At 36.7% G+C, this 13,614-nt stretch carries 11 protein-coding genes and 1 pseudogene; 4 read left to right on the top strand and 8 right to left on the bottom strand.

Annotated elements, in window-relative coordinates; all coding sequences use genetic code 11:
• The first annotated feature begins 250 nt into the window (after positions 1-250).
• The gene (locus O4O04_RS00960) at positions 251-784 is read left to right on the top strand and encodes an adenine phosphoribosyltransferase (RefSeq protein ID WP_272531375.1); all 534 of its coding nucleotides are present in this window, start codon (positions 251-253) and stop codon (positions 782-784) included.
• Here O4O04_RS00960 and O4O04_RS00955 read toward each other — a convergent pair.
• Positions 778-1,851 (bottom strand): ATP-binding protein, encoded by a 1,074-nt coding sequence (locus O4O04_RS00955; protein ID WP_272531374.1) that lies wholly within the window; start codon positions 1,849-1,851, stop codon positions 778-780. The genes O4O04_RS00960 and O4O04_RS00955 overlap by 7 nt on opposite strands.
• An 81-nt stretch (positions 1,852-1,932) precedes the next feature.
• Here O4O04_RS00955 and O4O04_RS00950 point away from each other — a divergent pair.
• Both O4O04_RS00950 and O4O04_RS00945 read left to right on the top strand, forming a co-directional pair.
• Positions 1,933-3,372 (top strand): annotated as a pseudogene (locus O4O04_RS00950) (trypsin-like peptidase domain-containing protein); the annotation flags it as partial.
• Positions 3,362-4,906 carry a PDZ domain-containing protein gene (locus tag O4O04_RS00945; protein WP_272531372.1) on the top strand — a complete coding sequence of 515 codons (1,545 nt, stop codon included), beginning with the start codon at positions 3,362-3,364 and terminating at the stop codon, positions 4,904-4,906. The pseudogene O4O04_RS00950 and the gene O4O04_RS00945, both read left to right, overlap by 11 nt.
• Here O4O04_RS00945 and O4O04_RS00940 read toward each other — a convergent pair.
• From O4O04_RS00940 to O4O04_RS00920, 5 genes are read right to left on the bottom strand one after another with little or no spacing between them, the layout of a single operon-like run.
• Positions 4,869-6,044, bottom strand: coding sequence for an AZOBR_p60025 family cell surface glycopolymer formation protein (locus tag O4O04_RS00940; RefSeq protein WP_272531371.1), 1,176 nt, complete (start codon positions 6,042-6,044; stop codon positions 4,869-4,871). The genes O4O04_RS00945 and O4O04_RS00940 overlap by 38 nt on opposite strands.
• A complete protein-coding gene (locus O4O04_RS00935) occupies positions 6,037-7,536 on the bottom strand; it encodes a hypothetical protein (protein ID WP_272531370.1) in 1,500 nt (499 codons plus the stop codon). The genes O4O04_RS00940 and O4O04_RS00935 overlap by 8 nt, the downstream gene beginning before the upstream one ends.
• A gap of 7 nt (positions 7,537-7,543) precedes the next feature.
• Positions 7,544-8,275 carry a glycosyltransferase family 2 protein gene (locus tag O4O04_RS00930; protein WP_272531369.1) on the bottom strand — a complete coding sequence of 244 codons (732 nt, stop codon included), beginning with the start codon at positions 8,273-8,275 and terminating at the stop codon, positions 7,544-7,546.
• Positions 8,272-9,303, bottom strand: coding sequence for an NAD-dependent epimerase/dehydratase family protein (locus tag O4O04_RS00925; protein WP_272531367.1), 1,032 nt, complete (start codon positions 9,301-9,303; stop codon positions 8,272-8,274). Before O4O04_RS00925 ends, O4O04_RS00930 begins: the two co-directional genes overlap by 4 nt.
• Before the next feature lie 9 nt (positions 9,304-9,312).
• Positions 9,313-10,776, bottom strand: coding sequence for a sugar phosphate nucleotidyltransferase (locus O4O04_RS00920; protein WP_272531365.1), 1,464 nt, complete (start codon positions 10,774-10,776; stop codon positions 9,313-9,315).
• Between O4O04_RS00920 and O4O04_RS00915 the strand changes: the two genes are divergently transcribed.
• Positions 10,751-11,488, top strand: coding sequence for a leucine-rich repeat domain-containing protein (locus O4O04_RS00915; RefSeq protein ID WP_272531364.1), 738 nt, complete (start codon positions 10,751-10,753; stop codon positions 11,486-11,488). The two genes, O4O04_RS00920 and O4O04_RS00915, sit on opposite strands and share 26 nt — an antisense overlap.
• On the opposite strand, the gene O4O04_RS00910 is transcribed toward O4O04_RS00915, so the two are convergent.
• Positions 11,462-12,364: a glycerophosphodiester phosphodiesterase family protein gene (locus tag O4O04_RS00910; RefSeq protein ID WP_272531363.1), complete on the bottom strand. Its 903-nt coding sequence runs from the start codon at positions 12,362-12,364 to the stop codon at positions 11,462-11,464. The two genes, O4O04_RS00915 and O4O04_RS00910, sit on opposite strands and share 27 nt — an antisense overlap.
• Positions 12,361-13,614, bottom strand: a complete 1,254-nt coding sequence (locus tag O4O04_RS00905; RefSeq protein ID WP_272531362.1) for a methyl-accepting chemotaxis protein — start codon at positions 13,612-13,614, stop codon at positions 12,361-12,363. The genes O4O04_RS00910 and O4O04_RS00905 overlap by 4 nt, the downstream gene beginning before the upstream one ends.

Raw genomic sequence — 13,614 nt, 5'->3', positions numbered from 1 at the left:
GTATATAAAATATTTCATTTTAATCATATTCTGTTTTATGCCTAATCTGTAATAAAATTGAGAAATAAAAAATTTCTTTTTGTAGATCAATTTATTGAGAATGCACAAAGCTAATTATAATTAAATATAAGTCAAACAATTTTACGATAGTAAACGGCATTCATTTTAGAATTTGTCAAGATCTCTATTCGAGGTTTTCTAGAGGGATTTTCCTCTTGATCTCAGCGGTGTTTTTCCTCATTTTGGTCACATGTCTATTATCAAGTCTAAAATTCGAACGATTCCTGATTATCCGAAACCGGGTATAATGTTTAGAGATATCACATCATTATTGATCGATCCAGAAGGTTTAACGCTTACCATCGGAACATTTGTAAACCGCTACCAAAATAGTGGAATCACCAAGGTTGCTGGAATTGAAGCACGTGGATTTATTTTTGGAGCGGCTCTTGCTTTTCAATTAGGAGTTGGATTTGTTCCGATTCGCAAAAAAGGGAAATTGCCAGGTCTCACAGTTTCCCAAGAATATGAACTAGAATATGGAACTGATAAAATTGAAATCCACAAAGATGCTATTTCTAAAGGCGACAAGATTCTGATTATGGACGATTTGGTTGCAACTGGTGGAACTCTTGGAGCTGCAATTCAGTTGGTGCAAAAACTGGACGGAGAAGTTTTTGAAGCGGGAGTGATTGTTGACCTTCCCGATCTCGGTGGAAGCAAGAAAATTGAAGATGATTTTAAAGTTAAAGTATATTCAATCTGTAGCTTCGAAGGTCATTGAATAAGACTCTTACTGATTCTTACGCAAATTTCGTTACCAAGAAAATTCCATCTGACGAGAAAGAATTTTTTTAGTATATGAATCCCTCGTCCAGAAGGAACCATTTTCCGATCTTTTTCTAAGGGATTGGGTATCGATCTTGGATCAAACCCTTTCCCTCGGTCTATCACATATAGGTCGTAGTAGTCATCAGATTCATAAATAGAAACTGTTATGTCATCATCGGATCTCTTTCCACCGTGCTCAATGGCATTGTCTATAGTCTCATCGATCAGCAACTGAAAATGAAATACATCCATGATTTCTGTTAATTTAGATTCTTTATAAAAATCCAACAAGGACTTCTTCATGATTTTTGCACCTTGAGGATTTGCAAATTCAACATTATCATAAATTAGTTTTGCTTTCTCGATTAATGATGAGAAAGGAATAGATATATAATTATGCGAAAATGTAAAATTATAGAGGAATAGAAGATAGGTTGAAAGAAAAGTTAAATCGAGTCCAATTAGTGAAATATTATTTTTATTTATTTCGTCAATTGCCAAAACATTTGCATAAAGTAAAATTGTTAAAAATATATTGACCGAATGAAAAATTAAACCAAAAAGCATAAATTTTTGGATGTTTCGAAAACTAGTCCAAGTTTTTCGCCAGGCAATCCATCCGAAAAGAGTATACGAAACGATAACAAGAACTGCATGGAATTTCTCATTTAAAGATTCTACAAAAACGGAATAGATTCCGCAAAAGAAAACTGCACCAAAAATAAACCAAACAATTCTACTAATAATAGGAAGATTTCGAAAATAATTAGGAAAATTCCATCCAAAATATAACAAACTTCCAATGAGTAAAAAATCTCGTATTCGGAAAAAGAGCAATGGAAAACTTACACTTGAGAAGACTTCGAATAGATACAAACCGTTCGCAAAAGCGACCAATAATGAAAACACAGAGAAGCTCGCTTTCATAATTGACCTAGGCTTCTTGGCAAGCGAGATCATCCCTGTCAAGAGAGATAGAAGCATAGCTGCAATTGATAGAACCGTGATGAAATGGTACATAGAATTTTTATAGAAGAATCGACATATTTCTAAATTCGTCTAGCATTGTCCTAGATGCGCAAATTTAAAAAATTAGTCTACTTCATTTTCATCTTAATTCCAATTTCCGTTAATTTTGCTGATGAGGCTCCAGAAGATTTTGACAAAATTCGAAAATCTGTCGTGCAGATCCGAGTCTTCTCGCAGTCAGGAGATGCATTTGCACCGTGGAATCCAGGCCCGATTTCAGGATCCGGTGGCACTGGATTTATAATTGATAAGGATCGAATTCTAACGAATGCGCATGTTGTTTCAAGTGCAAAATTCATTCAGATACAAAGGTATAACCAAACAGAGTGGTACGAAGCAAAACTGAGTTTTATTGCCCATGATTGTGATCTGGCAATTTTAGAAGCTGTTGCTCCAAAATTTTATGAGGAATCCTCAAGCTTAGAATTTGGAGAGATTCCAGAACTCAATACGCCCGTGATGGTGGTTGGATTCCCTATCGGTGGCAGTAAAGTTTCTGTTAGTCGAGGAATTGTTTCTAGGAAGGAACAAGCAGTATATGCACATTCCCAAGTAGATAGTCATCTAGTTATCCAAGTGGACGCAGCAATCAATCCAGGCAACTCGGGTGGACCCGCAATACAAAATGGCAAAGTTGTCGGAGTAGCTTTTCAAGTTGCTTCCAAGGGTGAGAATATTGGATACATCATCCCAACCACCGTCGTAAACCATTTCTTAAAAGATATTGAAGATGGTAAATACGACGGATATGTCGAACTCGGTATCCACACAGTCAATTCTTTCAGCAATAGTTTACGTAAATTTAGATCCATTCCCAGTGACCTTGATGGAGTATTTGTTTCAAAAGTCCTATACAATGGATCTGCTTATGGCTATCTTAAAGAACGAGATCTATTACTCTCGATTGATGGAAATCCTATCGCTCGAAACGGCACTGTTATTTTAGATCGGGATACTCGAATTGATTTCGTAGAAATTGTAGATAATAAATTTGCTGGAGAGAATATAGAATTCGAAGTCTATCGCGATGGTAAGAAAATAAAAACATCATTTCCAGCTAAGAAAATGTTGGATTTTGAATATATGAGAAATTCATATGATGACAGTTTCGACTATGTTATGATAGGTGGTTTAGTGTTTCAAGAAGTGAATCGAAACCTCGTCTCAGCTTGGGGTAGATCATCAAATACTTCCGGTGGAAGCCAACTGTTATACCGTTTTTATCATTTTATCGAAGACGGCTGGAACCAATCGAAGAAAGCGGATGTTGTTTTCTATAGAAAGCTAGATCATCCAGTCAACGCCAATGCTGAATATTTTCAAAATTTAATTTTAGAGAAAGTCAATGGTAAACCAATCAATAGCCTATCGGATCTTAAAGATATAATCTCCTCATCTAAAGATCCATTTCTTAGAATGGAATTTATGGATATAGAATTCCCATTGATTATAAATTTACCAGAAGCTCGCAAGGCGGAGAAATCAATCAAAAGGATCTATAATGTTAATTAATATTTTTTCACTATTTGCAAGCATTCTACTATTACTGATTATCCCTGCTCGAGACTTGGATGCGAGTAAAGTTAACTCAAAAGAGATCCAACCCATCCAAGAGAATCTAATTCAAATTCGGGTTACTTATCAAGATCCTAATTTTCTTTCTCCTTGGCGTACCAAAAGTCCATCAACTCGAGTAGCCTTAGGAATATATGTTGGTAAACAAAAAATACTTATGCCTGCATCTCATCTACTGAACCAGACATTTATAGAGGTGAGAACAAATGCAGATCCCATTCCAAAGCAAGGGAATGTAGTTTCTATAGATTATGAAGCTGATCTAGCTTTGATTGAAATCTCCAAACCTGGCAATTTGTTCCGTGGAATGAAAGTAATTTCATTGTTTGGTGGACACGCAGTTCGTGAGAATGTCAAAATCTTAAGTCTAGATTCCAATGGTGAGATAATCTCAAAGACTGGACAAGTCGGCAACCTCACGATGGGTCACTATCCTCAAGGTAGAATTGAGCTTCCTAATTTAGAACTACTCTCCAATGAGAAAATGGCTGGCATGGGAGAAATAGTAGTTTCCCAAAAATCTGATCAAATAGTCGGAATTCTTCATGAATTTCAATCCAATCAAGGCCAAGGTAAGATAACACCTTCACCATTGATCCAGCATTTTCTCTCAGAAGGAGAAGGTTTACCTTATAAAGGATTTTTTTTCCGGCCTTTAAATGATGTAAATACATCCGAATATTATGGAATACACGAGGAAGGAAAAGGAATACTTGTAGCAGAAGTTTTACTTGGATCTAGTGCTGATGGGATATTGAAAACAGAAGATGTAATCTATAAGATTGGTAATTTTGACATTGATGGAAAAGGAAGATTTGACCATCCTAAATATGGAAAAATTCCTTTTACCTACTTGATTCATGCTGGTTTGGAATTTGGATACAATTTAGGTAAATCAATTCCTATGGAAGTCATTCGTGATAAAAAAGTAAAAAAGATTTCTTTCCCTCTAAAACCATATCCAGAAATTGCAATCAAAATCCCTCACGGTTCCTCACGAAATATACAACCAGGTTATATGATTTCTGGAGGATTTGTTTTCTTGGAACTCTCCGAATTCTATTTGGAAGAATGGGGGCATAATTGGCGTTCGACAGTGGACAAGAAGATGTTGTATCTACTCGACTATCATAAATATCGAAAATCTGTTAAGGATGAGAAGCGAATTGTTTACCTTTCACAGATATTGCCTGATGATGCTAACAACGGCTATCATGAAATACGTCAAGTAAGAGTTGTTAGTTTGAATGGCAATAGAATTGATTCTCTCGAAGATATGTTCAAAAGAATTCAATCATTAAAGCCGGCGGATATGGTTCACTGGATCTTAGAAGATGGTATGGAGTTTGCCATCCAAAAATCTGAATTAGCTGAAGTGGACAAACGAATCCAGAGCAATTTTAAGATTCCACAACTCTATATGATCCCAACGATCAATTCCAAATCAGATGGGGTAAAGGTTGAGAAATAAAAAGTAATTTTATGATAAACAAAAATAAAATTACAATTGTTAGAATCGCATAGGGATAAATAGGAAGAGCGTTATCTTCCTTTTTCCATAAGATCAAAATCGGAATCGAGAGTGTGAACATTCTCGAAATATTTTCATAGACAGACCAGAAGTGATAATGTCCGGCAATACCAATCATAAGCATGACCAGTCCAAATGCGATTCTCATCTCCCAAGCTCGTCTCAAGTTTTGATGAAAAAGCAAGGCAACACCCGATACAAACAAAAGGACTAGAGGGAATCTTCCTAATAATCTTGCTAGAGGACGAAACCCTTCGCCAGCTAACAGACCGTATTCGATTTCTAAAAGATAGCTTTTGATTCCTTCGAGTGGTAAGATGAAATCGCTCAATCTTGTTGCTGACCAATTTGGAAAAGCATAACGTAGGTAAGCATGCCATAGAATGGGAATTAACAAAGTTGATGCAACAGCTAATATTTTTTTAAAATTTTTCTCGGAGAGTGCTCTTAGACCAATGGGAAATAAAAAAAACAATGCAGGCTCTTTGGTTATAATCGCGAGGCCACCTAACAGAGAAAATTGCCAATATTTTTCTCGAGTAAGGAAGTAGTATCCTATAACCACTAGTGATACCATGACAGAATCACTCACAAGGACACTATAGCTTCCCAATGCAAACGGAGATACCAAATAGAGTAATGTCCATAGCCGAAATTCGCTGCCAACCAATTCTCTCAAAGCTAGAAAGGAGAGAAAATGCAGGCTCAAAATCCAAAAATACATTCCAAAAATTGCGAACTTACTTCCGAACAATCCGAAAACAGAAATCAGTAATGGAAATCCGATTCGTGGAGCCCGATAGCTCTCATCAAAACCTTTAGGCCAATCAAGATTGAAATTTGAAATGGGCCTTGAAAAATAGTAAAATATCTGTCCATCATAGCCTGCACCAAGATCGCCCCTTTCGCCTTTGAATACGATGGAGCCTGCAGGTGTTTCCGCTTTGTTCTGAATAGCAAATTCGTAACCGAAATTGACCATGCTAGTTGGGTTAAAATTGTAACGCTTCCAAATCGCAATAGATGTGATTCCATAGAGAGATATAAATATTAGCAAATACTTAAGTGTTCTATTCATTGGATTCACCTTCCTGAATTTCTTTTAATAGTATCTCTCGAAGAATGGATGAAAACTTTTGTGCACCTTCATAGGTGAGATGATGCGGATCAGAAAAATATCTCTCGTCGCTAAAAACATTACTTAAGTCAAAGAGATGACCACCTGATTCAGTTCCAAGATAGTCGAGCATTCCGAGATACCATTTTCTATCTTTATATCTTTTAAGTTCGGGAGGATTTTCAGGACTGGAAACCAACAAAAAGATGATACCTTCCCTTTCAAGGCGTTCTTGAATTTGTCTAAACCTATCAATCTCCAACCAAGGCTTAAACTCGAGATCTCGAATCATTTCTTTCTGTTCTGCGAGCACTTTCATTCTGAGCAGCTCAGGCCTGGACTCTTTATCTTTATAGATTCTCTCAAAATAATCTTGACGATATTCTTGAATCGACATTGAACGGAACCTTGTTTCGTCTAGAAATAATGGTCTTTTATATGAAAAATCTGTTTTTAATTCGTTTGAACAAAAGTTTTGCGACAATCGAATCCCATAATCATATTCTTTTCCGTACGGTTTGTTTTCTGCAATTTTCGAAGAGAATGGTTTCGAAACCGTAAAATGTAAATTTGATCTGTTATCAATCACGGTTGATTCCGGAAAATAAATTTCTATTGGATACCAACCTGCTTTCTTATACTTCAACTCTGTTCTGGTTTGGTCATCGTAAGTAATCACAATATCTAAATTTTCTTGTGGAATATAGATTGAATCTTTCCATTTTAGTTGTTTTACTTCGCAAGACACGGAAAATTGAGTGGGAGTCCAGCCATGCGACCAGATACCTTCCTTAGGCATCGAGCCAGTATATAAATGATAAGACCGACCAGATCTAAAATGTCTTTCGAAATATGTGAGGACTGGATCCCAGAAAAATTCACGGTAGCGATTGATCGCAAGAAAGCCCTTGCTCATCAGTCTATATATTTGATTTTTATTAAGATCTAACCAATAATCTGCTACAAAATCATTTGGATAGAATAGCCTAGCTGGGATCCTCCAAGAAAAGTAGTTTAGCCATTCTTGATATTGGAACTCAGTGCTGTCACCCTTCTCTGATTCCTTAAGATATTCTAGTTGAAAATCAGCAGGATTGAAAATATATACAACATATTTTGGTTTTTTGGCTATAACATCGTCTAGATAGTAATAAAAGTCTGTCGGAGCCATGGCTACATGGGAATAGTATTCAGCTTTAAAATCAGTCTGTCCTTCATTGATCTCTTCAGGTAAGGTTGAATAGAGAGCGATTGAACTACCAGCGAGCAGAACGCCCTTCTCTGTTTCTGAGAAATTGATTTTCTTTCGATGATCTAAAAAATTGTACCAAGGACTCGTATCCCATTCCATTTCATTAGGAATAGTAAAATACAATTTCTCAATAAAAACCCAATCTAATATTTTTAGTGAAGCAATGAAAATTATTAATAGTAAAATAATTCTTTTCTTCATTTTATCATCAAGGTTTATTATTACCAAATCCTAATTTTCTAAATAGCAATTTCCCTGCGAACTTCATAGCTAATTTAAAAACTTTGCTGTTGAATGAAGAATTAGAGAAAACATAAGTAATGTCAATTTCTTTCCATTTTGCTTTGTTAGAAATCGCTATTGATAGTGCTTCCATATGAAAGTCAAAGGCAACAGATTCTAGATCGGTGGATGCTATTATGGAATAGATTCTTTTTGAATATCTTCTATAACCTGATGTGCAATCGCGAATCCCAGGGCCAAATAATTTCCAAAGAGTAGGCTCCAAACAATAATTCATAACCCTTGCTGCAAGCCAAGAAATTACTTTCCTATAGATGGGAACTCCCTCGATAATACCTCTTCTTCCGATCACTAGTTCGTATTCAGATTCAGCATTCAAAAACAAAGGCAATTCACGAGGATCGTGACTCATACCTGCATCCATCGTAATTACCCAGTCATAGTTCTGCTCAAGTGCAATCTTCATTCCATCTTGAACGCCACCTGGAATATGAGTATTTTTCTCATGTCGCTTGGTAAAAAACTTCCCAGGATATTTCTTAGAAAATTCAGCCAAAATCTTAGGAGTTGAATCTTTGGAAGCATCATCAACAACGCAAACATCAGCGTGCTCAAGTGCTCCCTCTACTACTTCTCTAATCGTACTTTCTTCGTTATATGCAGGAATGACAATTAGAGTATTGGATTTATTTTTCATTTTTGTATATTGAAAACTTCTCGATTCTCATCAATCCATTTGAGAAGTTTTGATACTCCTTCTCTAGGAAGAATCTTTGGATTGAATCCGAATTTCTTAGCTTCTGTAATATCACAGATAAAGTATCTCATATCTCCAGGTCTTTCTTGCTCAAAAAGAATTTCTTGCTTCTTGCCTAGTATATCACCAATTAGGTGGATGCACTCCAGTAGTGAAATCTTATGAGGGCTAGAACCACCTATATTATATACACCTGGAATTGGGTTCTCAAAGAAATTTAGGTAAGACATCGCGCCATCTTGAGCATGCAAAATATCTCGTGTCTGCTTACCTGTTCCAAAGATTCGAAGCGGTAAACCAAAGATTGAGCGTATAGCAAAGTTTGCAACCCAGCCGTGGTCTTCGCCGCCGAATTGTCTTTCTCCGTAGATTCCAGTAAACCGAAAAGACGCAGCTTTTACTTTATACATATCTGCAAATGCTCGAACATAATGTTCTGCACTCATCTTGGATGCGTGAAGTGGCGAAATCTCTCCAACCATAACGGGTTGTGTTTCTGGGATCTCTACTGGCTCGCGAATATATGAAGTCTCACCGTCTTTCAGACTTTCGTTGATAGAATTGCCATAGACATGAATGGATGACGTGTTAACAACAGGGATCTTTCTTCGTCTTGCAACTTCTAAGACGTTATACGTTCCAACGACATTGGTTGAGAAATCAAGTTCTGGATCTTCCCAAGAAATTGTCATTGCTGGTTGAGCTGCAGTATGGATGATATAGTCACAACCTTCTGTTCTATCTGTTAAATGCTCTAGGTTTCGGATGTCTCCCTTGACCATAGTAACGCCTAGTCCCTTGAGATAATTCCAATTGTAATCTCTTGTTGCATCAGTTCCATAACCAGTTCTCTTGAGCTCATACTTAGTCATGCTGTCATAACTAACCACATCCCATCCCTTTTTATTAAACAATTCACATACATGGGATCCTAGAAATCCACATCCACCGGTTACTAAAACTTTCATCTTGACTCCTTAATCATTGTTAGGCATTAATTTTTTTCGTAAAATAATATTAAATATTTTCCAGGCATTTTTTATTGATTCCATTAGAGCATAGTCGCTCGATTCAACTGGTTTGTAATATGAAACTGGAATTTCAATACAGCGCATATGAGCATTAACAAACTGAATCATTAGCTCAACTACGTAAAATCTTGATTTCTCGTTGAGTTCATTCGAGATCTTATTATAAGATTCTTTCCATACTCCGAAATAATGACAATCCGCATCTGTAAATCTCGGTTCTTGACCCCACCAGAACACTTCAACCAATTTGCCCATAAATAAATTGATAAGACGTGCCAGTGGACGAAGATTCGAACCTTGTTCAATCATCTGCCTTGTAGTTCGTGTACCAACAACCATATCAGAATCTTTTAGATACTCTAATAATTTAGGAAAATCTTTTGATCGAAATGATCCATCTGGGGAGACAACAATTACTATATCACCTTTTGCTTGTTCAATGCCCCAACGAACTTGCGAGCCCAAGTCTTGCTCAACATCTGATGGCAGACTCAAAATTTTGGCTTTTTCGATCGCAGCCAATTTCACAGAGTCATCTGTCGAGCCGTTGTCAATAACTAGTATTTCTTTTGCTTTGCCTTTGAAATCGACTAAGACATCCGATATGGATCTTTCATGATTCTGAGTCGGGACAACTATGGAAACGGAATACTTTTCAAATTGATCATTGCGAATTTCATACACAGCATGATGATAGTCTTGCATAGAATTGATATTAAAATACTCGCAATTCATCTGGGTCGCATAAACGGAACCTTTTGACTCTTTCGCCATTTTGTCTATAACGTCTGTTAACTCAATAATTCCTGATCTAGGAGACGGACTCGTATTATCATAAAAAGAAAAATACTCAGGAGTAAAAAGATAAGAACCTAGGCCTAATAAATTGTTCGGTGGATCAGTAGGTTTTTCTACAAGGTTTATGATCTTGTCCCTATTCAATTCAACTGAATAGTTCTTTCGAATTCGAGATGTGAGTGTAGTTTTTTGCACTCCAATTGATGCAGATAATTTTGGATATTTCTGCAGAGTCTTGAGAAAGTTTTCGTGGGTGGTTTTATAATAGAATTCATCACCAAGTATCGTAACAAACGGTTCATTGATTCGGTCTCGAAGGCTTGCGATGTCGGCTCCAAGTCCTTGAGTAGTCCACTCACTTGGTATGAGTTCTGGACCTTTCCTTGAGAAAAAACGAATTTTTTCTATCTCGGCAACTACCTGCTCTTTTAGGTATCCGACTAAGATATAGATTTTTTCAACACCAAACTTCTCGGTGAGAAGCTCAATATTTCGATGTAGAATGGTTTTTCCCTGGATTTCAAATAAGGGTTTGGGTATAAAGGTAGTTCTAGGATAGGCTCTTGTTCCTTTCCCGGCAGCTGCAATGACACCAATTCGAATCTTTTTCAACTTAGAGCTAGGATTTCGTACGAAGTTTGATCGTCAACCGAAATCAAATTCGCCTATCTTGTTCTTCGTTCTAATTGCATATGCTTTTTTTATAGTTGGATGCAGTAAGTCAATAGAGCCAAGAAATGTGAGTTTTTATGGCGAATATTTTGATCTTGAATTATTGATTATGAATCCCGAGCGAAATAAAATTCAGATTCTTGAGCTTCACGCAAAAGAATTCAACAATAAAGATCTAGAAAAGCTGCCATCTCTTCCCGAACTTTCTATACTCTCAATTCGTGGAACTCAGATCTCTGAGCTCAAGTCTCTTAGCATAACAAAATTTCCTAAACTCGCAACCATACTTGCAAACGAAACCAATCTGGATGATGCAGGAATACTGAATTGGCAGAATCCTCCCGTTCTCACTAAACTGAATTTTGCGAACACGAAAATCCAAAACCCAACTTGGCTTGCTCTTTTTCCTAAACTTCGGAATTTAAATATTGAGAATACTGGAGTTGCATCTATAAACGAGATCATAAATTGCCCCGATTTAGTTAATCTTTGGTTAGCTGATACTTCTGTGGTAAGTATTAAGCCGCTCTATTCATTGCAAAATCTCAACTACGTAAGCATTGATTCCTTGCCTATACCAGATGAAGAGCTTAAGGAATTTAGAAAAGAATTACCGTATGCGAAATTAGTTCGCCGGGGATCCATTTTTTAAATTATGATAAATAGAATCTAAGAGTTTTGGGTCATCTGTCATAATACCATCAACTCCCATGTTTAAGAGCTCTACCATATCAGTCTGATCGTTGATTGTCCACACTAAGATTTTCAAATTTTGTTTTTTTGCCGATCGAACAAATGATTCGTTAACTTTTAAAATGCTCATATTTTTGGGCACAGCCAAAGCATCTGATGGAATATTGTATAAATGACTCAGTCCAATTTTTTCTAATAATGTCCAAATGATAACTTCTTTTGTGGATGCATAGAAACCTAAGCTTGGATTTTTCGAGCGTAAGTAATCTTTGACCGATTGATGAAATGATCCGACGAGGACTCGTTCGCCCATATTGTATTTTCGAATAAGATCTAGTAGGATATCTGCCGCCTTATTCGAATTAGGTTTAACTTCTATCAAAAATTTATAATTCGGGAAATTCTGGAAATAGCTTTCTAATTTATCAATCTTTACATTTTTATTTCTATAAGGAAATGTGGCACCGCTATCAGCCGAGAAATGGTAACCTGCATCAAAAGTTTGCAATTCACTATAACTGTAGTCGGAAATCTTGCCTTTGCCATTAGTTGTGCGATCTAATGTATCGTCATGAATCACAACAGCGACATCATCCTTAGTCAAATGGAAGTCCATTTCTAAAAAGTCAACCAAGCCCTGTTCCGTAATTTTTCTACATGCAAAAATAGTATTCTCCGGATAAATCGCACGTCCGCATCGGTGAGCAATTCTTGTTGAGTCAGCTGATAATACTTTTTTCCCTGGATTCGGAGAAATCGGAATAAAAAGTAAAATTGTATAAACTACAAGTAATAGCAAAAAACCAAGAATTATTTTTTGGATAAATGGTTTCATTCAGTTCTAAAAAAATCCAAAATCTGTTGAATATTTGATGCCATAGTTTTCAAATCACCTGCAATTCGTTCTGTATCTTCTGCAATACTTGCCTGGTCTTGGTTTGTGTTAGAGATTTCCATTGTTGATTTACTGATTTCCGAGAATGCGATTTTTTGCTCTTTGGTTGCCGATTGAACTTCTACTGATAAGCGCTGAGCTTCATCAGCAAATTCTGATATTCGAGTACTTTTGTCCGACTCATCGCGAATCTTATCATCAATCTTACTGATCTGATCATCCATGCGAGTGATTCCACGAGTGATCTGTTCAAATTTTTCTGTAGATGATAATGTCTCACTGATACCTTTTTTGAATTCGTGACCACTTCTTTCGATAAGTCCAGAGATAGATTTGATGGATTGAGCTGTCTGATCAGCGAGCTTTGACACTTCTTGGGCAACAACAGCAAAACCTTTGCCCTCTTCTCCAGCTCTAGCAGCCTCAATCGATGCGTTTAGTGCAAGAAGATTGATTCGGTCAGAGATTCCGCGAATCACTTCCGTTATTTTTTTCATTTCAAGAGATGAGAGTGATACCTGCTCCATGCTCTCTCTAACTTGTGCTAGTTGAGAGTTGCCTTCCTCTGCAAGTTTCGAAATTCTTGATGAGTTCGAACGAATATCTGACATTTCTTGTGATACTACATCTAGACTTTCTGACAAAAGCTTTACGCCTCGAATTAAGTTTGTCAATCGTCCGACTTGAGTTTCGATCGTTGTGTTAATCAATTCCATGGAAGAATCCACTTCTTCCATGGAAGCAGTTATTTCCTCCGAAGAGGACGCAGTGAGGTTACTTGTTCTGGATAATACAATAGAATTCGAATTTAGATCTGTTGCGAACTCAAGAAGTTGTTCTATGTAAGATTTGTATCCTCCCAGAATTCCATTTAAGGTAGCAGAGAGATCATTGATACTTGAATTGATAAGATTGATTTCTTGATTGGGATCGGATTCTGCAATGATTGCGATATTACCCTGGGCAATCTCACCGATTAGCTCTGCGGATTTTTGTATGGGTGATAATATCTTTCGGATAATGATGTAGGAAAAAGCTGGAATCGCGAGAATCGGGATCAAGGTTGCAATCCAGATTGAAATACCGAATTGCATCGGAAGAAATACTACGCAAAATATTCCAAGAATCAACGAAACAAAAATATGGAGAACAAACTTTGAGATTAGAGTCAATGTAAATAAATTTTTCAA

This window comes from Leptospira sp. GIMC2001, from assembly GCF_028462125.1.
Taxonomy (GTDB): domain Bacteria; phylum Spirochaetota; class Leptospiria; order Leptospirales; family Leptospiraceae.
This window is presented reverse-complemented; position numbering and strand designations above follow the sequence as displayed.

What these genes read in the sequence shown, in the direction of transcription:
- O4O04_RS00955 (WP_272531374.1), bottom strand. Translation starts at nt 1,851, where the DNA reads ATGTACCATTTCATCACGGTTCTATCAATTGCAGCTATGCTTCTATCT.
- O4O04_RS00910 (WP_272531363.1), bottom strand. Translation starts at nt 12,364, where the DNA reads ATGAAACCATTTATCCAAAAAATAATTCTTGGTTTTTTGCTATTACTT.
- O4O04_RS00915 (WP_272531364.1), top strand. Translation starts at nt 10,751, where the DNA reads ATGACACCAATTCGAATCTTTTTCAACTTAGAGCTAGGATTTCGTACG.
- O4O04_RS00925 (WP_272531367.1), bottom strand. Translation starts at nt 9,303, where the DNA reads ATGAAAGTTTTAGTAACCGGTGGATGTGGATTTCTAGGATCCCATGTA.
- O4O04_RS00930 (WP_272531369.1), bottom strand. Translation starts at nt 8,275, where the DNA reads ATGAAAAATAAATCCAATACTCTAATTGTCATTCCTGCATATAACGAA.
- O4O04_RS00960 (WP_272531375.1), top strand. Translation starts at nt 251, where the DNA reads ATGTCTATTATCAAGTCTAAAATTCGAACGATTCCTGATTATCCGAAA.
- O4O04_RS00940 (WP_272531371.1), bottom strand. Translation starts at nt 6,044, where the DNA reads ATGAATAGAACACTTAAGTATTTGCTAATATTTATATCTCTCTATGGA.
- O4O04_RS00945 (WP_272531372.1), top strand. Translation starts at nt 3,362, where the DNA reads ATGTTAATTAATATTTTTTCACTATTTGCAAGCATTCTACTATTACTG.
- O4O04_RS00935 (WP_272531370.1), bottom strand. Translation starts at nt 7,536, where the DNA reads ATGAAGAAAAGAATTATTTTACTATTAATAATTTTCATTGCTTCACTA.